Below are 23574 nucleotides of genomic sequence, written 5' to 3' on the forward strand. Positions count from 1 at the left end.
AATGAAAACGCTATTGAAACTTGAAGATTTGGCCGAATTTCTTTTCGGAATATTCTTTTTTGGCCTGCTTAGCTACGAATGGTGGTGGTTTCCCGCACTTTTGCTGGTGCCAGATTTATCCATGATTGGCTATCTAATCAATCCGAAAATCGGAGCTTGGCTATACAACTTGGTTCATCACAAAGGTTTGGCCATACTTTGCATCATTTTTGGTTATGCCTTAGGAAAAAACGAAATGAGTTTGGCAGGAGCCATTCTGTTATCTCATTCGGCTATGGATAGAATCTTTGGCTTTGGCTTAAAATACGAAACTGCATTTAAAGACACGCATTTAGGTACTATTGGAAAAAAATAAAAACAGAAAAAAATGTTTAAAGATTTGATTGGAAAGGAATCCAAAGATATAAGCCCTTCACCTTTTGGAAGATGGCTCAATGGCAAACTTATTGATGCTGAGACGGGCAAGCTCACCATAGAGTTTTTGGTAAGAGAAGAAATGACCAATCCTGCAGGCATAATGCACGGAGGTGCCATAGCGGGGCTGATAGATGAGGTAATCGGCATGACCACATTTTCATTGGGTAAAACAGGTTTTTATGTGGCCATAAATCTCAATATTGATTTTTTAAGACCGGGTAAATTGGGCGAAAAACTCAAAGTGATTGCGGAAGTGATCAGAGACGGACGTACCATGGCTCACGCGGAGTGCAAGGTTTTCAATGAAGAGGGCAAACTTATAGCCAAAGCGGCTTCAAATCTGGCACTTACAAAACTTTAGATGCTATGAAAAAACTACTCCAAATATTAATTTTTTGGGTTTTTTGGCAAAATTTGTCCGCTCAATCGGCCATTTTACAATCTTATATCAATCAGGGTTTGGAGAGTAACTTATCTCTGAAACAAGAAAATCTAGAGCTTCAAAAAGCACTGAAAAGCATTGACATTGCTCGCTCCAATCTTTTCCCAAAAATCAGTTTCTCGCCCAATTATTCATTGGCAGCGGGTGGTCGTAGGCTAGATTTCCCAATTGGTGACTTGCTCAATCCGGTTTATTCTACACTTAACCAATTGACCAAAACCAACAATTTTCCGCAGGTTGAAAACGTAAGTCAGCAGCTGGCACCGAATAATTTTCATGATACAAAATTCGCCATTCAGTACCCGATTTTCAATCCTGATATCAAGAACAATATTGCTTTACAAAAGGAAATTTTGCAATCGGAATATGCCAAAAAGAAATATCTAGAATACGAACTCAAGCACAATATTGAGCACGCTTATTTTCAATATTTGCAATCTTTGGAAGCCATAAAAATCTATGAAAATTCTCGAAGTGTACTATTGGATTTGAACGCCTTAAACCAAAAACTTTTGGCCAGCCATGTGATACTGAAAGACGTGGTGCTCTCGGCTGAATATGATTTAGAAAAGCTCGATCAGCAAATTATTGAGGCAAAAAAGAACAATGCATTGGCCAAAGCGTATTTCAATTTCTTGATAAACAGGTCATTGGAAGAGCCTGTGGAAGCAGACACCGCACTAATTTCCAGCCTTCCGTTGGTCAATCAATTACAGACTTACACCCAATCAGCTTTTGAAAATAGACCTGAGTTTGATCAAATAAACAGCGGTAAAAGAATCAATCAATCGCTCCTGAATTTGCAGCAAAAAAACGCCAAACTTCCGCAGGTATTTGCGGGTGCAAATACCGGTTTTCAGGGATTTGGTTATAATTTGTCTGGCCAGGCCTACTTGATAGCCCAACTGGGACTCAATTGGGATCTTTTTCACGGATATGAAAAAAAACACAAAATAGAACAGACCAAGATTTCGACCGAAATATTGAATGTAAAACTGGAGGAAACCAAAAACCAGATGCAATTGCAGGTTTTACAAAAATATAAAGAGCTTCAGGCTAGTGTTTCCAACCTAGGCTCAGCCAAAGGAGGGATAGAGAAAACTCAAAAAATTTATGATCTGGTAAACAGCCGATACCGCAACGGCAATGCCATTTTTATGGAAGTATCGAAAGCACAAAACGATTTGATGATAGCCAAACTTACCGAATCCTTGATAAAATACGATATCTGGGTAAAATACGCCGACTTGAAGAAGGTGAGTGGAATGTGATGTCGCTTCGGCTACGCTCAGTGACCGAGGCTACGCTCCGTGACCGAATTCAGAGAATACTTATTGTTCAGTTTGAATAGAAAAATTTCTAAAAATATGAAAAAATTATTATTTATTACCCTTACAGTCAGTGCTTTAGTTTTCTCTTGTAAAACTAAAGCAAAGAAAGAAAAAGTCGCAGTAGACGCACAACTTCAGACCATTGAAGTGGCCACAGTTCAAAGCCAAAATCTCACTGACCAAATCAATGCCTCAGGTATTATGGCTTCTAAGTCAGAACTGAAATTGGCCTTCAAAACTGGTGGAATGATTAAGCGAATGTATGTTTCAGAAGGTCAGTCGGTTTCAGTTGGACAGCTTTTGGCTGAACTCGATATGTCAGAAATTGACGCCCAGGTTAATCAAGCTAAAATTGGTTTTCAAAAGGCCAAAAGAGACTTTGACCGCGTAAAAAAATTGTATGATGACGAAGCTGCCACACAAACGAATCTTCAAGATGCCAACAGTGGTCTTGAAATAGCAACCCAGGCATTGACAGCCGCAGAATATAACCGCAAGTTATCTAAAATATATGCCCCGGCAGCTGGAAGAATTCTAAGGAAAATTGCAGAACAAGGGGAGCTGATAGTGCCTTTTTCGCCAGCCATAATTCTTGGAACAGGTGCCAATGCCTATATTTTGAATGTCGGATTGGCTGATAAAGAGATAGTTAAATTGAAAATAGGAGATAAGGCAAGTGTTGAACTAGACGCTTATCCCAACGAGAAATTTTCGGCTCGGGTGAGTCAAATAGCACAGACCATCAATCCCGCCACCGGTACTTACGAAGTGGAACTAGAAATGCAAGCGACCAACAAAAAGCTGATTTCAGGTTTTGTGGCCAAGGTTAGCATTTTGCCGAGTACCTCTAACAATAGTCTGGTGCTGCCAATAACTGCTGTGGTGGAGGCTGATGCACAGAATGCCTTTGTGTTTGTTTTTGATTCGGCTACTAGTAAGGTTTCCAAAAAACCAGTAAAAATTGGGAAGATTTACGAAGATACGGTCGAGCTGATTTCAGGTGTGAGCCAAGGCGATCAAATAGTGACCCGGGGTAGTGGTTTTGTGGCCGATGGCGAAAAAGTTAAACTATTTCATCCCTAAAAAGAACTCCTGAAGATGAAAATAACAGACTTTTCCGTAAAAAACCATCAGTTCACCATCATCATTTTTATAATGATTATGGCTCTGGGTATCAGTTCTTTGCTCAACATGCCCAAAGCTGAGGATCCTGTACTGAAGGCTACCTTTAATTCCATAGTGGTAGTGTATCCTGGCACAAGTCCCGAAGACATGGAAAAACTCATTTTGGAGCCCATCGAGGATAAAATGAGCAGTATTGCCGATATCAAAAAGATGATTTCTTATGCTAATGATGGCGTGGCTTCGATCATCATTGAGTTTAATCACAATGTAAAAGAAGACGAGAAAAACAACGAGGTTTTGCGTGAGCTAAACAGTCTCAAAAGCAAGCTTCCACAAGATATTTTTGCCATGGATGTGTTCAAATACACGCCTGAAACGGTAAATATCATTCAGGCAGCTTTTTTGTCTGAAACGGCCTCTTATAATGAACTAAAAACCTATGCTGAGGACCTCAAAACCGAGATTAAAAAAATAAAAAACATTAAAGATGTAGAGATTCATGCCGCTCCAGACAGAATTGTACGGATAGCGATTAACACCGACAGATTGGCTCAGTTTAAGATACCTTTAAGCAGGGTGATGCAATTGGTACAGTCCGAAAACTTGAATATTCCGGCAGGGGCGATAGAAATAGGGGACAGGAAAATAAATGTGAAAACTTCTGGTTCATATGAGTCTTTGGATGAAATAAAAAACACGGTTATAAGTACCTCTGGCACTCAGATTACGTACCTGAAAGACGTTGCAGAGGTCAATTTTGGTTATGAAGACGAAACCTATTTGGCTAGGCTCAATGGCAAAAGAGGGATTTTTATAACGGCTTCGCAGAAAAAAAACACGAATATTTTTGATGTAAATAAGATACTTTCACCACTACTCGATGACTTTGAAAAGACACTCCCAAATCACATAAAATTTGAGAAAAGCTTCGACCAAGCTTACAGCGTTTCCAAAAGGCTCCTGGGATTGGGCAGAGATTTTGCTATTGCAATCGTTTTGGTGCTTATCACCCTCATTCCCTTAGGCTTTAGGGCGGCATTAATTGTTATGATTTCCATTCCGCTTTCCTTGGCCATTGGTTTGGCAGGTTTGGATGTGCTCGGCTATGGTATCAATCAGCTCTCGGTAGTGGGCTTAGTTATTTCTTTAGGCTTGTTGGTGGACGACTCAATTGTGGTGGTTGAAAATATTGCCCGATATTTGCGAATGGGTTATACCCGAAAAGAAGCGGCAACTGAAGCTACAAAACAGATTAGTTTGGCTGTATTGGGTTGCACAGCTACCCTGATTTTCGCATTTTTGCCTCTAACTTTTTTACCAGAATCTGCCGGTGATTTTATCCGAAGTTTGCCTATGGCAGTGATTACTACGGTATTGGCTTCTCTTTTTGTTTCGCTCACTATTGTGCCGTTTTTGGCCAGTTTGTTGATGCCAAAAGAAGAAAAAGAACATGGAAATGTGTTTTTACAATTTATGAATAGGGCAATCGACGGCTCTTACAAAAAAGTGCTCAATTGGTCTCTGGCCAACCCATACAAGACCCTATTTGTCGCTCTTTTACTTTTTGGTGGCAGTTTGGCTATGATAAAAGTAGTGGGTGTGAGTGTTTTTCCAAAGTCGGAAAAACCACAATTCTTGATTAACATAGAAACGCCCTTGGGGACTTCCCTGAAATTGACGGACAAAGCAGTTCGTTTTGTAGAAAAGATTCTGTCAGAGGATAATTTGGTGAAAAGCTATGCCTCGAATATCGGGAAAGATAACCCAAGAATCTACTATAATATCTTGCCCAAAGGAGGTACTTCTAGCAATACGGCTCAAATTTTTGTACAACTGCAAGAGGAAACAGAAGTGCCGGAAAGAACGGCTTATATCAACGAACTTCGGAAGAAATTTCAGACCTACCCAGGAGCCAAAATTAAGGCCATAGAGTTTGAGCAAGGAGCACCAGTAGATGCACCCTTGGCTGTTAGGATTTTTGGAGAAGACTTGGATTCGCTCAGAAATATCGCATTGAAAGTAGAAGGACTATACAAATCTACAGAGGGAACTATCTATGTCAACAACCCAATTGGGGCCGTTAATACCGATCTTAGAGTCGATATCAACAAAGATAAAGCCGGTATGATGGGCATAGCTACGGCAGAAATAGACCGAAATGTGAGAATGGCGATTTCGGGATTGAGTTTGGGTACTTTTCAAGATAAAAATGGCGATGATTATGAAATAAACATCACTTTGCCGAGAGGAAAAACCGTTTCGGCAGATGTCTTTGATAAAATTTATGTGTCTTCTCCAATGGGTGCTCAGATTCCTTTGTCTCAACTTGCCACTATTCATTTCGAAACCTCTCCTAATAGAATTCAACACTATGACCAACAGCGTTTTACAAGTGTTTCGGCTTTTATAGCCGATGGCTATTTGACACCTGATGTTCAGGCGGTGTTCAAGGAAAAATTGGAGAAATTCCAACTGCCCAAAGGCTATAGAATAGCTATCGCAGGTGAAGAGGAACAAAGAGCTCAAACTTTCGGTGGATTGGGTACGATTATCATCATTACTATTTTCGGTATTTTGGCTATCTTGGTGTTGGAGTTCAAAACCTTTAAGAGCTCATTTATAGTGCTTTCGGTTATTCCTTTGGGTGTTATCGGAGCTGTCGGCATCTTGTATTTGGCTGGATACAGTCTTTCATTTACGGCTATAGTAGGAATCATTGCTTTGGCAGGTATTGAGGTTAAAAACTCCATTTTGTTGGTAGATTACACCAATTATCTGCGAAAAGAAGAGGGTTTAACAATCGATGAAGCCATCGAAACTGCTGGAAAAACAAGGTTTATTCCAATCGTTCTCACCACCATGACGGCCATCGGCGGACTTATTCCATTGGTTTTAGAGCATTCGCCACTTTATTCACCTTTGGCTTTGGTAATTATTGGAGGGTTAATCTCGTCTTTGATTTTGACGAGAATCGTAACGCCCGTAATGTATAAATTGCTGCCTCCTTCGGTGAAATAGCTTATTTCCGAGCAAAATCTTTTCGGATTCTGCTCAACGAAGTATCGGTAATTCCGAGGTAGGATGCTAAGTATTTCAAAGGTACATTTTGAATGAGTTCGGGCTTTTGGCGGATAAGTTTTTCATAACGATTTTCTGCTGTGAGTTTTAGGAGGTTGATGGTGCGGTTTTGGAGCTTTGCAAAATTGCTCAGTAGTAGCAATCGCCCCCATTCCCTAAATTCAGGAAAATCATGAAAGTGCTTTTGGACGGTTTCGTAGTCCATTACCCAAACTTTACAGGGCGTAATGGCCTGAAAAGTTTCTGGACTTGGGGTTTTTCTAAAAAAAGAGAGAAAATTGTCGGCAAATTCAGAAGGTCCGTAAAGTTCGGTAGTGACTTCGTTATCGTCGACATCTATCACAAAAGATCTTACAAACCCTTCTTCAATAAAATGCGTGAGATTATTGATTTTGCCTTCTTGGAGGATAGTTTCACCTTTTTCTATTTCTTTGAAAGTCAATATTTCAGAAAACTGAGCAGCAATTTCCTCTGGCATAGGTAGAATTTGCTGAAAATAGGATTTGAGGATGTTTCTATTCATTTTTTCACGGTATAATTCATTTTTTCTAAACGATTCGGTTTCAGGTAAACTTCCTTTTTCTGAAAATCGAAAATCACATTAAATCGTTTCAAAAGGTCGTTTCCGAAAACCTTCATGGGTATATCAGACGACCGTGCCGCAAAGCTTAGGGGAATATTTTTAAGTGTTTTGTTGCCAATTTTTACTTTTGGCAAAAGCTTGGTTTCTATTTTGAAAACATTGCCAAATGAGTCTTTAAGTTCAGAAGTGCTGATGGTTGGCAGCGATCTGGAGTTATATTTTTCTCCCAGTTTAGGATCGAGAAGAATAGCTCCACCATAACCCGTGTGAAACATAAAATTTCCTGTAAATTCCTGATTTTCAAACACCAAAGTGCCTACTATAAACATACTTCCGTCTTCGAATAGCAATTTCATTTTTTGATAACCCTTTAAGTTTTTGGGTAAAAGCTCTGATACCACCATAGTTTTTTCGTCATAGTTGAGCGATACAATTTTGTTTTTGAAAAGGTCATAGCCAAACTTTCCGTCGGTATCTGGTCCAGAGTTTTCGTTTACAAATACCGTCATGTCGTCCCATTTCAAACTACCCAACTCGAATGTATTGTGCTCACTAAATTCAGAGTCGGCCCTACCTCCCCACGTTTGTACGTTGGTGCTCTGCTTATTTTTTAGAAGTATTTTATTTTGAAGGCTTTCTTTAGTTACTGTGACCCCGGTAGAAGAAGTGTGAAACATCATAAGCAGTGTATCAGAATCATTCAATTTGGCACACAAACAGATGTTGCTCTGCTTATTGAGTTTAATAGGAAACGTCTCTGTTTGTCCAAAGACTGAATTGCCTAACGAAAGACAAATGAGGCAGATGAAAAAGGTAGTTTTCAGTATATTTAAATTTTCAAAAAGCAAGCTATGAATATTTTTTAAAAAAAAGAGGAATTCTCTTTAAAATGCCTTTAAACAGAATTCACCATCGACATTTTCATTTTTTTCTCCTCTGTGGTAATAAATCTAATCTCCATCAAATGCTCTTTTTACTTTTCCATAAATTGCTCTATCTCAGTAACGATTTTCAGAAAACTTTCAACAGGTTTTTCATTATTGGAACCCTCCAACTGAGTATTTATAAGGATTATCAGACCGTTTTTGGTGACCGGATGAAATCTGACAAAAGCCGACACGCCCAAGTCTCCGCCTGTATGAAATATATAGCCGCGGCGGTTATAGGCCCAAAAGACACCCCTATTTGGTTCTTTTTTGTCTAAATTTAATGGTGGATTTTCTTCCGAAAATTGCTTTTCAAATAGCGTTTTGTAGGATTGTTGGCTCAATAAATCTGATCTTCCACTGTAACCTTTCATCATTTCTAACAAATATTTTGTAAGGTCGGCTACAGATGTTTTAAGGCTTCCGTCGGGATAAGTTACACAAGAGTATGTTTTCACAGAATTGTCAGCATTAAGAAAAGAAATCATTTCTGGGGTTTCTGGCTTGTTTACTTCATATAATGTTGCGTAATTTTTGGATTTTTCGGAGTCATAAAACCAATGAGTCTGGTTCATTGAGAGAGGTTCAAAAATGTATTTTTGAGTAAAGACATCGAAAGGTGTTTTTGACTTAAGTTCCACAATGTATGCCGCCAATGCTGCACCAATATTGGAATAATTATACATTTTACCCGGTTCGGCTTTTACAAAATTATTATCAGAGTAATATTTACCATTTTCAACGTAATATTCCTTTAAAAAATCGTTCAGACTCTCTTTTGGCTTTTCTCCAACGGAGTAGGTTTTCAAATAAATAGTTTCATTGTCAAGCAAGCCCGAGGTATGAGTAGCCAAGTCTTTGATTTTTATTTTAGAATTTGGAAAATGTGGACTTTTGACTTTAAAAGGTAACAGTTCATTTATGTCAGTTTCCAAAGTAAAATAACCTAAATCAACAGCTTTCATAAGTGCAAAACCTATTAGTGTTTTGCTGACAGAACCTACTGGTTGTATGGCATTTAAGCTATAAGGCGTTTTAGACTTTAGATCTGCAAAACCAAATCCTTCTTCAAAAACGACTTTTTCATTTTTGATAATGGCCACCGCAAAACCTGGAAGATTTGATTTTGAATGGATTTGTGTGAGTTTTTTGGAAAGTGTTTGATTTTGACCAAAACCAACACAATGACCAAAAGAAATGATAAATGTAACAATACGAAAAAAGGTACTTTTCATTATTTTTTGTTTAAAATAGTTTTCAGTTGAATAGCTTTAAGTTGGTTATCATGCTGGATAAATTCACTAAACATACCTACATGGCTTGCACCGAGTAAAACCATTCCTTTCTTGGAATCTGCCATGAGTTTTTGTAAAAGGGCATACATATACAGGTTTCGTTTATACCATTCTGAGTTTAGATATGCCCCTACGAAGTTCTCATTTCGGCCACCTCTGTTAAACAGTGAAATATAAAATCCAAGGTCTTGTTTTCTGAATTCGTCAGTATTCATTTCCAAAATCAATTCTGTAAGTTGCAAATTTTCGCGATCTCTATTTGATTTTTGTGTATTCTCGACAAGCTGTTTATCTATTTCGGCTTTTAAGTCCATTTGTTTCGCTTTCTCTATTTCGGTCATGAGGCTGTCATACGGGAAGTCGCCGGCGTAGGGATAATCTATTGCATAAACTTTTTTATGCCCCAATTTTTTGGCTGTCCTGAAGGCCAATTGAATAATTTCGTTTTGGGTATAAAAACTCCTATTTGGGTATTTTCGAGCGACATATTCGAAGTATTCATTCTTTAAGTACAAATCATAAAGTGTATCCAATGAAGCTTGAGCGTCAAACTCCCACTCGACAAAGATTTTTTCTGGCCCAAATCCTTTTATCTTATTCGAAATGTTTTCAAGTTCTTTTTGTGAATTGGCGGTCGTCACGTCGAATGGATTGGTTTTTACAACATCAAATCCTGGGTTGTTGAAATGAAAAGTTCCTATCAGCAAGACTTCTTTTTGGGCAAAAAGTAGTGTTGAATTCAGAAGTAATAAAAAGGTAATTAGTTTTCTCATGAGTTGGTTTTGATATATTTTTCTTTAGATGATTTTATTTTAGGTTTGGTTGTCTGTTAATTATAATTTGTTCACTTTTTCCTGCTCAATTTCATTTTTTATTTAAAAAAAAATGACTCTCTTCGAAAAGTTTTCCGAAGAGAGCCTATAATATTTGACATTATCTCTCGATTTTTTAAATTCAAACCTTTTTTACTTCGCTTTTGAGGTGTTCATGAACTTTTCGATAACAATTAATACCTTTAAATTGTACCAAAATCTAAATCACCCGGCCTTTTCAAAAGCCATTTTTATCCAAGCGATTACTTCTTCATCGATTTCTTTTATATCCGAAAGGTTGATTTTGTGAGAACAGATACCGTTGGGTTTCTCTGCTTCTAATTTGCCTTGTGGTTCTATACCTTTAAGATTAAAACCTATCTCAAATCTGGTCTTTGAGGCGGGATTCAAAATAACAAACTGTTTTTTTCTCTTTAGGCTAACATAGGTTTTCTTTGGTGCTATCTCAAAATCACCATTAAATCCTTGAATTTCAGCAATTAATTTGTCGTAAAACGGCTTCAAATTCTCTTTTCCTTTGTATTGACTTTCCAAAAACTCATCTGTATTGTTTGAAGAATCGGCATCCGAACCCAACACTTTTAGGGCTATTTCAGAGGCATAACCGTGGGTAACATTATGGCTTTCTTTTAAAAACTTTACAATTTCGCCGTGTTTTACGAGTTTTTGAGCTGATATTACCTCTTTCCACTCTTCTAACGTATGACCTGTTTTTTCTTTCAGGTTTTCAATCATTTTTACTACTGTTTTGTCCATGATATAAGTTGTTTATAATTTTTCTACTGCTTTTTTTAATAAATCTAAACCTTGCTGATTGGTGTTTTCCATGTCTTTTACTGCTCCAAATGCCCACATAAAAAAGGCATCGGACAGGCTAGATTCTAGTTTAAAATCTTGAGTGACAGTAACACCAGCATTATTTTCGCTTATGGTATATTCAAAAGTTGGTTGAGCGGCAAAAGGCTTTTCTATAAAACATTTCATTCCTACCATTCCTGTTGTGTCTATTTTAACAATCTCTTGGTAACCTACATCTTCGCCTCCATTTCCAACCCAGTGGTATTGAGCTCCGATGGTGCCGTCTACACCTTCAATTCGTACTTTTTGAGAAGGATCTTGAGCGAGAAAGGGCGACCATTTCGGGAAGTTTCGGAGGTATTGTATCATTTCCAAAACTTCTCCTTTGCTTCCGTTGATGGTTACTGTTTTGGTGATTTGTAGCTTTTGTATTTTTTGGGCTTTAAACAAACCAATACAAACGAATGCCACCAAGGCAAGTGCGATTACTATAAAAATCTTTTTCATTGTTATTTCTGTTTTTTAGTGGAAAATTAAACGCCAAACTGTGTTAGGTGATGGTCGAGGTGTTTGTAGTAAAAGTTATTCCATTCATCTTTGGTCATCACTCCAAACCCAGGATGATCTTTGCCATCGAAAAATGCTTCGCCCACTTTAACCGTTTTTTGAAGGTGGGCTATCAATTTGCTTTTTTCTTCTTCGAAAATCTTAGGCGTTTTTATTAACATTTCTGGAGCCGTAGAGCTGTTTTTCTTCAAGGGCTGTGCGTTTACAATACCTTTCTTTACGAGATTTTTAAGAATAAATCTTATGAAAGGACTCGATTTTTTAAAGTTTTGATCAAAAGCCATATCGTAGGTGACATTGCAATGGGCCAGCATTTGTGCCACGTCCATTTTGCCCCAGTTGGCGGCTTGCGTATTATTCAACTTATTTACTCTTTCTACCAAAGTTTCGGAAATTTCTTTACTGAAAATATTAGGTATGTTCATGATATTTTTTGTTTTAAAATTTTTTTAAAAAAAGATTACATTGGGTTGATACTTCTTATTTCTACGTTGCCGCCCATTAGTAATATTGGGCAATCTTTGGCAATCTCAGCTGCTTCGTTTAAGTCAGCGGCTTTTACAATCATATTGCCGCCAAGTGTTTGGTTTTCAGCTACTAGTATTCCGGCTGAAACAGATTTGTCAGTGGCGATTTTGAGACCTTCAAAACCTAACTGATAGGTACTTACGAGTTTTTCGCTTATGGCTAGGCCACCAATATACCCTCCCCAAGCTTGATGCATTTGGGTTAGTTCTTCAGCTGTCGGTTGGTAGCTGAAGTTTGGTTCGAATCTGAACAACAACATGAATTCGTTTGAGTTTTTCATTTTTGTAACATTTAAATTGTTTGTAATAATTTGATGTTACAAAGGTGCAGCTGCCAGACATAGCAAATCTTGTCATAGGACAAGAAAGCATTTATGTAGAAATATTTTTTAGTTTTCTAAAAATCAAAACATGTAAAAGTATAATGGTAGGTGGAGCAATGGCTGGAATGAGGCTAAACGGAAATCTGGCGAGCGTATCTACACCCATTTGACCCGTATCCATGGATATTTTGGTCAAGACATTTGCCAGAATAGCTGTCATGAGGATATCGGCAAATCCGAAAACATTCCAAGCAAAGGCGAATTTTTTGGCGTAGGTCTTTTCTTTTTTCAATGCGTAAACTACATAAATACTCGACAAGGCCGCCATTACATCTCCCGTACCCGCTAGGTAAGCAAAGTGTTTCGGGAGAGCGTCGTAAATTCCTAAAAAGATAAATGTACTGCCCACCAATCTAAAAATGTGCAGTCTTATGAGTTCTGAAAGCTTTGTTTTTTCTATGATTTTTTGTGCTAAAGGCAATTTTATCACCACAAAAAACAAAAATAGAGCGTAGGGAAGCGTAGTAAAAAGTAATATTTTGGGTGGAAACATGACTTGCTGAAATAAGCCTTTTTGACCCGCCAAGACAACATAGAAAACATACACTCCAAAAAATGCCAGAATACTTCCGGTTACAAGCTTTTTCTTGTTGGTAGGTGCATTTTTGGTTGCGATATATACTAAAAGTAAGATAACTACTGCAATGCCAATTAAAAACGGAATGGTTAGCCAGGAGGGAGTTGGATAGTATTTCATGAGGAATTTTAGATTTTTTCGTTAGCTATTTCTTTTCTTATTCTACTCAGAGAGGTGTCAGTTATGCCCAAATAGGTGGCTATTTGTTTGAGTGGAACGTTTTGAATAAGGTTCGGTTTGTCTTTAATCAAACTCAAGTATCTATCTTTTGCTGGGTCTATGATCATAGAGGTTGTATGGTTTTTTAGTTCAAAAAAGCTGTTTACTAACCTCGTACGTCCGATTTCTCGAAAAGCCTCTATGTGAAAAAGCTTCATGAAATCTTCAAAAGTGATCTTCCAGGCGATGCAAGGGGTGATGGCTTGTATGTTTTCACGGGTTGGTTTTTTTAAGAAATATGAGTGCCAATCTATCACGATATCTTTGGGACCAAAAAACTTCGTAGTGATGTCGTTGCCCTCTAAGTCGATGGCATAAGAGCGGGCAAAACCACTTTCTAGGAAATAATAGTAGTTACCCACACTTCCTTCACGAATTAGGAAGTCATTTTTGGCAAACTCCATTTTTTTGTATTGCTCCAGCACTTTCGCGACTTCCTCTGGCCGAAAACTGGGTTCTGCAAAAATGGTCTTCAGAAACTCTTTATTTTCCATTAGACTTTAGTTGGGTTATATTTGCTTTGCTCAAAAATAATAGAACAATTACCAATATCGTCCACAATGTGACCACTTTAGGAGAACCTAAAATCCAAACTTTACTCAAAAACCCTGTTGCTAATATAGTGTTCAATACCCCGAGTATCATCAAAAGTATAGCCGCAAATGGCAAAATACAAAAACCTAAAAACCAGGCCCATCTGTTTTTATTTTCGATAAATAAGTAAGCCTTTCTTAAAGGGTAAAAGACAATTACGGCGACAAGAACAAAGGCAGCAATCAATGAAATCGTTCTTTGCTCATTGAATACTTCGTTATAGAACACCGTAAATTCGTCGCCACTCTGAAAGGGAAATACATTTAGAAGTCTACCGAAAATTGAGCTTGCAAAAATTAATGAAAAGCCAAGGGTTTGTTTTTCGATTGTATTATGTTTTTTGAGCATACTGGCACCCCAGTAGGCCACAGAAAAAGAAAAAAGTGGACCCATCATTGTAGGTATAAAACTATAAGGATTATTTTCGCAGCCTTCACATAAACCCCATTGATTAAAATCACGCTTACCCCAACACCCGCAAATTAGCCTTCCTACGGCTGTGTGAGCAATTTCATGAAATTCGGACAAGACAAACGTGAGCATTAAAAAAGTAAAGACGTAGGCTGGGGTAAGTTTTAGTTTCATAATTATTTGGATTGATTTATTTCAGTACATTTTCAATTTCTACTACTTCAAAATACGGATTCATGTTAAATAAATACTTCAGAAAAGGTATGTGGTTGGAGCCATAGATTATCAAATATATATTGTCTTTTTTATAATCGACTTGTCGAAGTACATTATTATAATTTTTTAGATTTGCCCCATACCAAATGGTACTTATATAGTCTACGTTTGTCATTGTTAAGTCTGTTCCATAGCTTATGGCTGTATTCCACTCGTTGTAATCGGTTTGTTGCATTCTTCTTTCAGAGTTGTCGTCAATCAGATATTCCGCTAAGGTAGATTTCTGCAAAAGCGAATCTTTTTTTGGTAGTTTATATGGAAAGGGCATATCGAAGAATTCTGTATTTGTTCGGCTGTTGTCCTCAAATGTTTGTAATGCTTTGAACAAACCCAACATAGCTGAATCTACAGGATTGGGTGGTGTATATCCTTCAGCCAATAAGTCGAGCGGCTGATAGTTCATGCCTATTACTCTTTTGTGACCGAGTTTTTTGGCTGTTTTCATTCCTATTTGAAAAATCTCGTTGGCTTTTTGTCTAATTATTGCGGGCTCTCTTCCAGTCAAATAATCATTATAAAGACTATCGTAAAAAGGCTGACGAGCTGGAGTAAATTCGCAAAATATTTTGTCTGGCTTTTGTTTAGCAAGTTTTGCTACCAGATCATCTACTTCTTTTTGGCGTTTTGGAGTGAAGAGATTTGAATGTAAACGACTATTACTGTCTAAACTTTGGTTAAAATGAAAAGTACCCAAAAGTATTATTTTTATTCGTTTGGGCGGACTTTGAGAAAATCCTATATGAATTATAAAAAACAGGACTAATGTAAATAAAGGTTTTTTCATTGTAAGAATTTATAAATGATGTTTTCCAAGTTTTGTTTCTAAATAAAATGGAGAAGGTTTTAAAGCAAAAAGAAGATAGTTTCTTCTCTCCTAATTTACTTAAAAAAGGCCCCGATTTTTTCAGTTATCTCTTTGCCATATTTTGCTGAGCCTTCCAAGTGCTTACCTTTAATTTCTAAAAATGCCTTTGGTTCGTTTGCCAGCGAAAATATACGTTGGCCATGTTTGAAAGGCACCACTTCGTCTTCGTTGCTATGAATAACAAGGACAGGTTTTTTGTTTTTTGTTACTGACTTTTCTGCACTGTAGAGTTCTTTAACGAATATTCGTCCGCCCAGTCCGCTGTCGTGAGCGGCTATGTCTTTGTGCGACGAAAACGCCCCCTCGGTAATTACGCCGTCTATCTTGTCTTGCGAGTTTTCAGCTACAGCTATGGCGAGGTTGCCGCCAAATGACTGTCCATATATGAGTAGTTTGGTTTTTGAACGGTCAATTTTGGTATTTAGAAAATCCAGAGCTGCCTCACAGTCCGCAATGAGCTTCCGCCTGCTTGCATCTCCTTCTGAGAAACCATAACCTTCATAGTCAAAGACCAATACTTTAAAACCTTTTTCGACCAAAGGAAATATTGATTGTGACTGATTGACGATTAGACCATTGCCCGCTCCTCTAAAATGTGCCAACACATAGGGTAAAGGGGCGGTGGTTTTTGAGCTTAGTATCCAACCGTTGAGCTTGTTTCCTCTACTGTTCTTAAAAAATACGCTTTCGAAATTTATATTTTTATACAGCGTATCGTCATTTTTTACAAAAGTTGGAGTCTGTGTGGTGGCATCGAAAAATACTTTGGTAGAATCTGGCGTTCCTCGAAAAATTGTTACTTTTTTGGTGCCATTTGGAAATGGGAAAGGCTTAACGAAGTTGCTGTCCATGCTACAAGCAAGGCAACAGATGTACAGAAGACTTATGGACCAATAGCGACGGTAGATTTTCATTGAATTGTTTAAAATTTACGATTGCGTAAAAATGGCTTGAAATATTTTCAGGAATAAAAAAAAATGACCAGCCAATACTTTGTAGCGATATATTCTTTTTTGTCGATTTTAAAAGGCGAATTGATTAGTTGGTATGGCCCAAGCCTTGGTTTGCATAACAATCCAAGATTTAGCTACAAGAGTGGGATAAAGTTTTTAAATTTCCAGAATGAAAAAACACCTCACTGAAATAAAGTGGCAGTTTATAGTTTTTGGAACTTACGCTGCCCTTGCCCTTGTACAGGCATATTCGGAGCATCCGTCTGAGGGCATTTATTCCAAGGAAATTCTTGGTATTATTGGAGTAGTGTTGTCTGAATGTGTTTTGGTAAATTTATTAGGCAATTGGCTAATGGTGCGTTTTCCGTTTTCCAAAAAACCTCTGCCATACATGACCTTTCTGGGCATTTTGCTGCTTTGTTTTTTGATTTTTAGATATTTTTCAGCTTATCCCGAGCATGTAGACGTCCTCAAAACCTACAACGGCAATCAAGACGAGAACTCTATTGTATTTTTCACTTTTATATCTACCATTAACTTCGTCATTTCGTTTTTGGTTGCTTTAGGGGTTTTTTCTATCAAAAAAAGTCTTCGCATGGAGCAAAAGGCACTTTTGCTTGAAAAAGAAGTAAACATGGCGAAGTTGTCAATGCTCAAACACCAGGTCAATCCACACTTTCTTTACAATACGCTCAGCTACATATATTCTCAGGCTCGACCAGTATCTGAGAATTTGTCCAAAAGCATCCTTATATTATCAGAAATGATGCGATATTCCCTTAGCAAAACCAACGAAGATGGTCTAACACCCTTAGAAAAGGAAATTCAATATATTGAAAACTTCATAGAGATCCACCGGTTACGATTTGACTCAGATTTTTGTCTCGAATTTGAAGTAGAGGGTGTCATTGGGAATAAAAAAATTGTGCCATTGATATTGATAACCTTTGTTGAAAACGCCCTAAAACATGGCATACTTAACAATCCCAAAGATCCGATAGTGGTAAAAATATTGGTGCAAAAGAACCTTTTGGAGCTTTTTGTAAGGAATTTAAAACAGGGGGGCACGAAAGATGAAACAAGCGGAATTGGCCTTATAAATACCCAAAAACGCTTAGAAATGGCTTATCCCAACCGCCATACCTTGGAAATAATTGATAAACCTGATTACTTTGCTGTAACTCTTAAAATAGACCTGAATGGCGATTAAAAAATGCCTGGTGCTGGATGACGAACAGCATGCAGTAGATATCCTCACTGATTATATTTCGAAAACTCCAAGCTTGAGCCTGCTTAAGGCTCTTAAGAATCCTATTGAGGCCATTTCGCTCATTCAGTCTGAAACTATTGACATAGCTTTTATAGATGTGCAGATGCCCAACCTCAACGGTTTACAGTTTTTAAAACTCCTCAAAAAATCTACAAAGGTGGTTCTTTGTACTGCTTATTCAGAATACGCCATAGATGGTTTTGAGCTTAACGTCGTGGATTATTTATTAAAGCCTATTTCTTTTGAAAGATTTCTCCGAAGTGTTCAAAAAATCGAAGAAACTGGTTTGCAGTCCGGAATCTCAAGAACGACAAATATTGGAGACGAATATATTTTTGTAAAAGCCGACGTGAAAGGAAAGTACATAAAGGTTTCGCTAGAGGATATTCGTTTTATTGAAGGTTTAGGAAATTATCAAAAGATACAATTGGCAGATAGTCAGATTGTTTGCCAACTGAAGATGAAAAATCTTGAAGAACAGCTCGGAAGTTTTGGGTTTTTGCGTGTCCACAAGTCATTTCTTGTGCCGTTCCACAGAATATCGCAAATAGAGGGAAACAAAATTCATATAGACGGCTTTAGGATACCGATTGGTGATATGTTTAAAGAAGATGTTTTATCCAAACTTAACGAAAAAATTCTAAGTTAATCATGTGTTTTGGGAGTTCCTCTAGTTTTGTAGATGAGCCGTAGTCTATTAAAAATCATCCACAGATACTTACTTTCTGTTATATTTTCTTTGAGTTTCGTAAGGACTGAATTTTATTTGGGTAGGCAATACTTAGCTTTGGTATGCATTTTTTTCAACGACTTAGAGAATTGTCTTAAGTAGAATATTTATTCCTCAAAAAACTAAAATCTCAAGCCAAAGGAATGACGAATTATCGGTCTAACACTGGTGCAAATTGTGTTTTAAAACGCTCAAATTTGTAATAGAAACATTTTTTAGTTTAAATTGCATTTCAATTACAAATAACTCTAAAACTAGAAACATGGAAAAAAGTATTTGGCGGAAAAAGCCGATGCACGCTTATGAGGCTGATATGAAGAAATCAGAGCTTAAGCGAGTACTCACTAAATGGGGATTGACATCTCTCGGTATTGGAGCCATTATAGGAGGTGGAATCTTTACACTAACCGGTATTGCTGCACACAACTTCGCTGGGCCTGCCTTGGCAGTCTCATTTGTTATAGCGGCCATAGGTTGCACATTTGCTTCCCTTTGTTATAGTGAATTCGCATCAATATTACCTGTGGAGGGTTCTGCTTATGCGTATTCTTACGGAACAGTAGGTGAGTTTTTTGCATGGATTATCGGCTGGAATCTGATTTTAGAGTACATGATGGGAGCAACCACGGTTGCAGTGGCTTGGTCAGGTTATCTTGAAAAGTTCCTGCATTTGTTTGGTATAGAACTTCCGGCTTATCTTATGAATGATCCTTTCACGGCTGGTGAAAAACTTGGCCTAGATGGTCCAACCCCCGCCTTCAACATAGCAGCATTTTTTATAACATGGATAGTAACTTCTGTTTTAGTTAGAGGGATTCAAGAATCATCTAAAACAAACAATATTATAGTTGTTGTAAAGCTTAGTGTGGTAATTTTTGTGATTTTGGTTGGTGCTTTTTACGTAAAAGTAGAAAACTGGACGCCATTCATTCCTGATACCGTAACCGCAGCTGATGGTACCACAACCTTTGGATGGGATGGTGTTATTACTGCTGCCACTATCGTGTTTTTTGCTTATATAGGCTTTGATGCAGTTTCTACGCAGGCTGGTGAAGCAATTAACCCACGTAAAGATGTACCTTTTGCTATTGTAGCCTCTTTGATTATCTGTACGGTTTTATACATTCTTGTGTCGTTGGTTCTTACGGGTATGGTAAGATATGATACACTTGATTTGAAAGCTCCTGTGGCTTCTGCCTTTGCTGATGCTGGACTTCCTTGGGCTGTGTTTATCATTACGTTGGCCGCGGTTGCAGGTTTAACTTCTGTAATGTTGGTGATGTTATTGGGCCAAACTCGTATCTTTTTGGGTATGGCAAAGGACGGCCTATTGCCTAGTTTTTTCAAAGAGATTCACCCGAAATTCAAGACACCATGGAAAAGCACTTTATTGGTAGGTTTGATAGTTTCAATAGTTGCGGCAGTTACACCTATAGACAAGGTTTCCGAAATGTGTTCTGCTGGAACCTTGCTCGCTTTTGCGATGATTTCTGGTGCAGTGCTTTTATTGAGATACCAAAGGCCAGACTTAGAGAGACCGTACAAGGCTCCTTTAATATGGTTTGTAGCTCCTATGGGAGTTTTATTTAATTTGTTTTTGATGTCTCGTTTACGTATAGATACTTGGTACGCTTTCCTGATTTGGAGCAGTTTGGGAATTATTGTTTACTTCTTGTACAGCCGTAATAAAAGTAATCTTAACGAAATGGAAAAGGATTGAGGATTTGTATAAAATCTTTATCGTTAAACAGAAAAAGAAGGTTTTCGCCTTCTTTTTTTGTTTTAAAAGACTGATTGCCAATTTTTAAGAGCTATTATTTTTCAACAGAAAAATAATTTGGAAAATAATCGTAATACAAATATTCGTCTTACATTTGCACACTTTTTCAAAAAGACCTATGTCAAAAGAACACCACGAAACAAATAAACTAAGCCTCGGGGGCTTATTAGTAACTTTAGGAATAATCTTTGGGGATATCGGAACCTCTCCATTATATGTGATGCAAGCCATTATAGGTAAGGAGGTTATAGATGAAGAGCTTGTCTTTGGATCCCTTTCGCTTATTTTTTGGACATTGACTTTACAAACTACACTGAAGTATGTAATACTTATCTTAAGAGCAGATAACAGAGGAGAGGGAGGCATTTTTGCCTTGTATGCTTTGGTAAGAAGACATGCTAAATGGTTGACCGTGCCAGCCATTATTGGTGGAGCGGCACTTTTGGCAGATGGCATCATTACCCCACCTATTTCAGTTTCTTCGGCCATTGAAGGTTTACAAATTAAATACCCAGAAATAGAAACCATTCCAATCGTCATAGGTATTCTTACAGTGCTGTTTCTTATTCAATCGCTAGGAACCAATGTTGTAGGTAGAGCATTTGGGCCTATTATGTTGATATGGTTTTCTATGTTGGCCATTTTGGGTATTTCTCAAGTAATTCACAATCCATCAATATTTAGGGCTATAAATCCTTATTATGCTTACAAACTTTTGTTTTTTCATAAAGAAGGCTTTTGGCTTTTGGGCTCCGTATTTTTATGTACCACTGGAGCAGAGGCACTTTACTCTGACTTAGGACATTGCGGTCGTCAAAACATTCGTGTCAGCTGGGTATTTGTAAAAATCACCTTGTTATTAAATTATTTTGGACAAGGAGCTTGGGCAATCTCACAACATGGAACACATCTAGACGGTAGAAAGCCATTTTACGAAATAGTACCGGAATGGTTCCTATTACCTGCGATTCTTATAGCCACTGCAGCGGCTATTATAGCCAGTCAGGCCTTAATAACAGGTTCTTACACTTTGATTTCGGAGGGGATACGTCTTTCATTTTGGCCTAAAGTTAGACTTAATTATCCTTCAGACAAGAAAGGACAATTATATATTCCTTCTATCAACTGGTTTCTATTGGCGGGTTGTATTGGTATTGTTTTATATTTCAAAGAATCTTCCAACATGGAGGCGGCCTATGGCTTGGCCATTACACTTACCATGATGATGACCACCATTTTGGCAGTGGTTTACCTTTATACGCACAAGTTTAACAAAATTTGGGTTGGTTTATTTTTAGTTGTCTATTTGGCAATTGAACTCAGCTTCTTGGCGGCCAATTTGCTCAAATTTACACATGGAGGTTGGGTTTCACTACTCATAGCCACGCTTATCGGAGGGGTAATGATAGTTTGGTACAGATCAAGTAAAATCAAGAATAGGCTTACAGAATACGTTAAACTTGAAAAATACATTCCTGGCCTGAAAGAGTTAAGCGAGGATGTCAGCATTCCGAAATATGCTACGCATTTGATTTTTATGTCAAATGCTAATAGAGTTACTGATATTGAATCAAAGGTAATGTATTCGATCTTGGAAAAACGACCCAAACGAGCCGATATCTTTTGGTTTGTACATGTTGACACTACTGATGAGCCATATACTCGCAAATACAAAGTGGATGTTATAGCCAAGGACGATATTATCAAAGTTAACTTCAAACTCGGATTTAGAGTTGAACAAAGAATAAACCTTTATTTCAAGAAGGTTGTGGAGGATTTGGTAAAGTCTGGTGAGGTAGATATAACCAGTCGTTATGAGTCTTTGAGCAAACAAAATGTTATTGGAGACTTTAGGTTTGTGGTTTTGGAAAAGTACCTGTCTTATGACAACAAACTGCCGTTTTTTGAAAAATTGGTAATGGAGACGTATTTCTTTATTAAGCAGTTTACAACCCCGGAACACAAGTGGTTTGGTTTGGATGCTAGCAACGTAAAGGTGGAGAAAGTGCCGTTGGTAATCAGGCCAAATACAGAGATAAATCTGGAAAGAATAATGTAATTGAAAAGCCCTTGAAAAATGATTTTCAAGGGCTTTTTTTTGAGCTGAGAAGTTTAAAAGGCTTTTAATTCACTTAGGATAACTTCTGCTTTTGCATCTGTTATTCTTAATCGTATTTTACTTGCCTTAGTAGTAGAAATTTTAATTATTCGTTTGTAGCCAATTGTCGTCTCTCTGGCTACATTTTTCCATTTTCCGTTCTCAAATATATCTACCTCAAAACCCTTAACCCTCTGTCCAAGAGCAATGTATTCCGACACCTCAACGAAGTTGACTGTTTCGATTTTGTCTAAATCTACCTCAATTTCGCAATTGTTTTTTGAAGCCGCCCAGAAGGTTTTATTGTCTCCATCTGTAAGATTTTGTGCTTTTTGTTTCTTGTTGAATGCGTAAGTAGCCTTTACTTTTTTATGTAGGGCTAGATTGTTTGCAAACCTTTCATTCAATAATTTTCTCCATTCCAAAAGGTTTTTGACGTCTATTTCATGAATTTGCCCACGTCTGTCAGGCGGAATATTAAGCAATAGATTGGATCCTCTACCTACTGATGTCATGTAAATATCAAACAATTGCTCAGGCGTTTTTACTTTGGCATCCTCTTCGGCATGATAAAACCAGCCTGGTCGGATGCTCACGTCAACTTCCGCTGGCACCCAGTCTTTGCCATTTTCGTGACCTGTATTCAATAGTTCTTCTATTCCAGCTTTTCCAGCATACAGCGTATCTCTACTGATGGTGTTCCAATTGGTGCGGCCAGCTATTCCTCGTTCATTTCCTACCCAACGAATTTCCGGACCCGCATCTGAAAAAAACAAGATTTTTGGCTCTAAACCTCGAACCAGTTCTATGGTTTTTGGCCAATCGTAGAAAGTTTTTCCATTTATTTTTCTCATTTCCTTGCTACCACCATAGTATCCGTCTCCGCCGTTGGCTCCGTCAAACCACATTTCGAAAATGGGTCCATAGGCTGCAAAAAGCTCTTTCAGTTGATTTCTATAATACTCTACATAAGAAGGACTTCCGTAGTCGGCTCGGTTTCTATCCCATGGCGAAAGGTATACGCCAAACTTCAAACCATATTTTTTACAAGCTTCTGAAACCTCTTTTACGATGTCGCCTTTTCCGTTTTTGTATGGACTGGCGGCTATAGAGTGATTGGTATATTTACTTGGCCAAAGCACAAAGCCATCGTGGTGTTTGCAGGTGAGAATCACTGCCTTCAGGCCGGCATCTTTGATGGTTTTTACCCATTGGTCTGTATTCATGTCAGTTGGGTTGACAATCGATGGGCTTTCATCGCCATAACCCCATTCTTTACCCGTAAAAGTATTGGTTGTGAAATGGATAAATGCGTAAGTTTCGAGCTCATGCCAAGCCAATTGGTCTTTCGTTGGAACTACAGTTAATGGTTTTGGAGAGGTTATTTTGGAAGTTTTACAAGCTGTAAAACCAAAGGCTATTGCAAAAAAAGCAAAGAGTTTGATTAGTCTCATTTGATATTTAATAAAATATTTTATAAATTATAAAAATAGGGG

Annotated in this window: 23 protein-coding genes; 9 read left to right on the plus strand and 14 right to left on the minus strand. The window is 37.8% G+C overall.

Annotated elements, in window-relative coordinates; all coding sequences use genetic code 11:
• Position 1: 1 nt before the first annotated feature.
• The 5 genes from EGI31_RS20820 to EGI31_RS20840 all read left to right on the plus strand — a co-directional run bounded on the left by EGI31_RS20820 (position 2) and on the right by EGI31_RS20840 (position 6333).
• Complete coding sequence (locus EGI31_RS20820; RefSeq protein ID WP_255039095.1) at positions 2–355, plus strand: DUF4260 domain-containing protein; 354 nt, start codon at positions 2–4, stop codon at positions 353–355.
• 12 nt (positions 356–367) lie between these two features.
• Positions 368–778, plus strand: coding sequence for a PaaI family thioesterase (locus tag EGI31_RS20825; protein WP_255039096.1), 411 nt, complete (start codon positions 368–370; stop codon positions 776–778).
• 5 nt (positions 779–783) lie between these two features.
• Positions 784–2130 (plus strand): TolC family protein, encoded by a 1347-nt coding sequence (locus EGI31_RS20830; protein WP_255039097.1) that lies wholly within the window; start codon positions 784–786, stop codon positions 2128–2130.
• Positions 2131–2226: 96 nt separating this feature from the next.
• On the plus strand, positions 2227–3273 hold the full coding sequence (locus EGI31_RS20835) for an efflux RND transporter periplasmic adaptor subunit (protein ID WP_255039098.1): 1047 nt from the start codon (positions 2227–2229) through the stop codon (positions 3271–3273).
• A 15-nt stretch (positions 3274–3288) separates the two neighbouring features.
• Positions 3289–6333 (plus strand): efflux RND transporter permease subunit, encoded by a 3045-nt coding sequence (locus EGI31_RS20840; RefSeq protein WP_255039099.1) that lies wholly within the window; start codon positions 3289–3291, stop codon positions 6331–6333.
• 1 nt (position 6334) lies between these two features.
• Here EGI31_RS20840 and EGI31_RS20845 read toward each other — a convergent pair whose 3' ends face one another.
• The 13 genes from EGI31_RS20845 to EGI31_RS20905 all read right to left on the minus strand — a co-directional run bounded on the left by EGI31_RS20845 (position 6335) and on the right by EGI31_RS20905 (position 16161).
• On the minus strand, positions 6335–6916 hold the full coding sequence (locus EGI31_RS20845; protein WP_255039100.1) for a Crp/Fnr family transcriptional regulator: 582 nt from the start codon (positions 6914–6916) through the stop codon (positions 6335–6337).
• Positions 6913–7824, minus strand: a complete 912-nt coding sequence (locus EGI31_RS20850) for an aspartyl protease family protein (RefSeq protein ID WP_310586237.1) — start codon at positions 7822–7824, stop codon at positions 6913–6915. The genes EGI31_RS20845 and EGI31_RS20850 overlap by 4 nt, the downstream gene beginning before the upstream one ends.
• Positions 7825–7949: 125 nt before the next feature.
• Entirely contained in the window at positions 7950–9137 is a 1188-nt protein-coding gene (locus EGI31_RS20855; RefSeq protein ID WP_255039102.1) for a serine hydrolase domain-containing protein, read from the minus strand.
• On the minus strand, positions 9137–9970 hold the full coding sequence (locus EGI31_RS20860; protein WP_255039103.1) for a DUF5694 domain-containing protein: 834 nt from the start codon (positions 9968–9970) through the stop codon (positions 9137–9139). The genes EGI31_RS20855 and EGI31_RS20860 overlap by 1 nt, the downstream gene beginning before the upstream one ends.
• A 264-nt stretch (positions 9971–10234) precedes the next feature.
• A complete protein-coding gene (locus tag EGI31_RS20865; RefSeq protein WP_255039104.1) occupies positions 10235–10786 on the minus strand; it encodes a DUF5655 domain-containing protein in 552 nt (183 codons plus the stop codon).
• A 12-nt stretch (positions 10787–10798) separates the two neighbouring features.
• A complete protein-coding gene (locus EGI31_RS20870; protein ID WP_255039105.1) occupies positions 10799–11335 on the minus strand; it encodes an SRPBCC family protein in 537 nt (178 codons plus the stop codon).
• A gap of 26 nt (positions 11336–11361) precedes the next feature.
• Positions 11362–11820, minus strand: coding sequence for a DUF1569 domain-containing protein (locus EGI31_RS20875; RefSeq protein ID WP_255039106.1), 459 nt, complete (start codon positions 11818–11820; stop codon positions 11362–11364).
• 35 nt (positions 11821–11855) lie between these two features.
• Positions 11856–12203: a YciI family protein gene (locus tag EGI31_RS20880; RefSeq protein ID WP_255039107.1), complete on the minus strand. Its 348-nt coding sequence runs from the start codon at positions 12201–12203 to the stop codon at positions 11856–11858.
• Positions 12204–12294: 91 nt separating this feature from the next.
• On the minus strand, positions 12295–13002 hold the full coding sequence (locus EGI31_RS20885) for a DUF8737 domain-containing protein (RefSeq protein WP_255039108.1): 708 nt from the start codon (positions 13000–13002) through the stop codon (positions 12295–12297).
• Between the two features lie 8 nt (positions 13003–13010).
• Positions 13011–13595, minus strand: a complete 585-nt coding sequence (locus EGI31_RS20890) for a Crp/Fnr family transcriptional regulator (RefSeq protein WP_255039109.1) — start codon at positions 13593–13595, stop codon at positions 13011–13013.
• The gene (locus EGI31_RS20895; protein WP_255039110.1) at positions 13585–14280 is read right to left on the minus strand and encodes a hypothetical protein; all 696 of its coding nucleotides are present in this window, start codon (positions 14278–14280) and stop codon (positions 13585–13587) included. Before EGI31_RS20895 ends, EGI31_RS20890 begins: the two co-directional genes overlap by 11 nt.
• 16 nt (positions 14281–14296) lie before the next feature.
• Positions 14297–15166 carry a DUF5694 domain-containing protein gene (locus EGI31_RS20900; protein WP_255039111.1) on the minus strand — a complete coding sequence of 290 codons (870 nt, stop codon included), beginning with the start codon at positions 15164–15166 and terminating at the stop codon, positions 14297–14299.
• A gap of 95 nt (positions 15167–15261) precedes the next feature.
• On the minus strand, positions 15262–16161 hold the full coding sequence (locus tag EGI31_RS20905; protein WP_255039112.1) for an alpha/beta hydrolase: 900 nt from the start codon (positions 16159–16161) through the stop codon (positions 15262–15264).
• A gap of 208 nt (positions 16162–16369) precedes the next feature.
• Between EGI31_RS20905 and EGI31_RS20910 the strand changes: the two genes are divergently transcribed.
• The 4 genes from EGI31_RS20910 to EGI31_RS20925 all read left to right on the plus strand — a co-directional run bounded on the left by EGI31_RS20910 (position 16370) and on the right by EGI31_RS20925 (position 22039).
• On the plus strand, positions 16370–17410 hold the full coding sequence (locus EGI31_RS20910; RefSeq protein WP_255039113.1) for a sensor histidine kinase: 1041 nt from the start codon (positions 16370–16372) through the stop codon (positions 17408–17410).
• Positions 17400–18119 carry a LytR/AlgR family response regulator transcription factor gene (locus EGI31_RS20915; RefSeq protein ID WP_255039114.1) on the plus strand — a complete coding sequence of 240 codons (720 nt, stop codon included), beginning with the start codon at positions 17400–17402 and terminating at the stop codon, positions 18117–18119. The genes EGI31_RS20910 and EGI31_RS20915 overlap by 11 nt, the downstream gene beginning before the upstream one ends.
• 343 nt (positions 18120–18462) lie before the next feature.
• Positions 18463–19920: an APC family permease gene (locus EGI31_RS20920; protein WP_255039115.1), complete on the plus strand. Its 1458-nt coding sequence runs from the start codon at positions 18463–18465 to the stop codon at positions 19918–19920.
• 178 nt (positions 19921–20098) lie between these two features.
• Positions 20099–22039, plus strand: coding sequence for a KUP/HAK/KT family potassium transporter (locus tag EGI31_RS20925; RefSeq protein WP_255039116.1), 1941 nt, complete (start codon positions 20099–20101; stop codon positions 22037–22039).
• 53 nt (positions 22040–22092) lie between these two features.
• On the opposite strand, the gene EGI31_RS20930 is transcribed toward EGI31_RS20925, so the two are convergent.
• Positions 22093–23532: an alpha-L-fucosidase gene (locus EGI31_RS20930; RefSeq protein ID WP_255039117.1), complete on the minus strand. Its 1440-nt coding sequence runs from the start codon at positions 23530–23532 to the stop codon at positions 22093–22095.
• Between the last annotated feature and the right edge of the window lie 42 nt (positions 23533–23574).

The sequence above is a fragment of the Lacihabitans soyangensis genome (assembly GCF_024343775.1).
Classification (GTDB): domain Bacteria; phylum Bacteroidota; class Bacteroidia; order Cytophagales; family Spirosomataceae; genus Leadbetterella; species Leadbetterella soyangensis.